Origin of the sequence: Pseudoalteromonas prydzensis (assembly GCF_001661495.1) — a bacterium.
Classification (GTDB): Bacteria; Pseudomonadota; Gammaproteobacteria; order Enterobacterales; family Alteromonadaceae; genus Pseudoalteromonas; species Pseudoalteromonas prydzensis.
Window position 1 is genome coordinate 1 of record NZ_BDDT01000033.1, and the last position, 1,242, is coordinate 1,242.

The window sequence follows — 1,242 nt, forward strand, 5'->3', positions numbered from 1 at the left end:
CATTAAAAAAGGCCACCGAAGTGACCTTTTTCTAACAATTAACTTAAAAGTTAATTATTACTCTACGATAGTTGCTACTACACCAGCACCTACAGTACGGCCACCTTCACGGATAGCGAAACGAAGACCTTCGTCCATCGCGATTGGCGCGATTAGAGTTACTGTCATCTTAACGTTATCACCAGGCATTACCATTTCTACGCCTTCTGGTAACTGTACGTCACCAGTTACGTCAGTTGTACGGAAGTAGAACTGTGGACGGTAACCTTTGAAGAATGGAGTGTGACGACCACCTTCATCTTTCGAAAGTACGTATACTTCTGAAGTGAATGTAGTGTGTGGCTTGATTGAACCAGGCTTAGCTAGTACTTGACCACGTTCAACATCTTCACGCTTAGTACCACGTAAAAGTGCACCAATGTTCTCACCAGCACGACCTTCGTCTAGTAGCTTACGGAACATTTCAACACCAGTACAAGTAGATTTAGTTGTATCACGGATACCAACGATTTCTACTTCGTCATTCACGTTGATGATACCAGCTTCAACACGACCAGTTACAACTGTACCACGACCTTGGATTGAGAAAACGTCTTCGATAGGCATGATGAATGGCTTATCGATGTCACGCTCTGGCTCTGGGATGTATGAATCAAGTGCGTCTGCAAGTTCAATGATCTTGTCTTCCCACTCTTTCTCGCCTTCTAACGCTTTAAGCGCAGAACCAGCGATTAGTGGTAAGTCATCACCTGGGAAGTCGTACTCAGAAAGAAGTTCACGAACTTCCATTTCTACTAGTTCAAGTAGCTCTTCGTCATCAACCATGTCACATTTGTTCATGAACACAACGATGTAAGGAACGCCAACTTGACGAGAAAGAAGGATGTGCTCACGCGTTTGTGGCATAGGGCCGTCAGTCGCAGCAACAACTAGGATAGCGCCGTCCATTTGAGCAGCACCAGTGATCATGTTTTTAACATAATCGGCGTGTCCAGGACAATCTACGTGTGCGTAGTGACGAGTTGGTGTATCGTACTCAACGTGTGAAGTTGAGATTGTGATACCACGCTCGCGCTCTTCTGGAGCGTTATCGATTGATGCGAAATCTTTAGCAACACCGCCGTATACTTTTGCAAGTACGTTAGTGATTGCTGCAGTTAGGGTTGTTTTACCGTGGTCAACGTGGCCGATTGTACCTACGTTTACGTGCGGTTTTACGCGTTCAAACTTTGCTTTTGCCAT

1 protein-coding gene is annotated in these 1,242 nt (G+C 45.1%); it reads right to left on the reverse strand.

The window, feature by feature from the left end:
* Positions 1 to 57: 57 nt before the first annotated feature.
* The gene (tuf, locus tag A7968_RS22760; protein ID WP_064668786.1) at positions 58 to 1,242 is read right to left on the reverse strand and encodes an elongation factor Tu; all 1,185 of its coding nucleotides are present in this window, start codon (positions 1,240 to 1,242) and stop codon (positions 58 to 60) included.

What these genes read in the sequence shown, in the direction of transcription:
- tuf (WP_064668786.1), bottom strand. Translation starts at nt 1,242, where the DNA reads ATGGCAAAAGCAAAGTTTGAACGCGTAAAACCGCACGTAAACGTAGGT.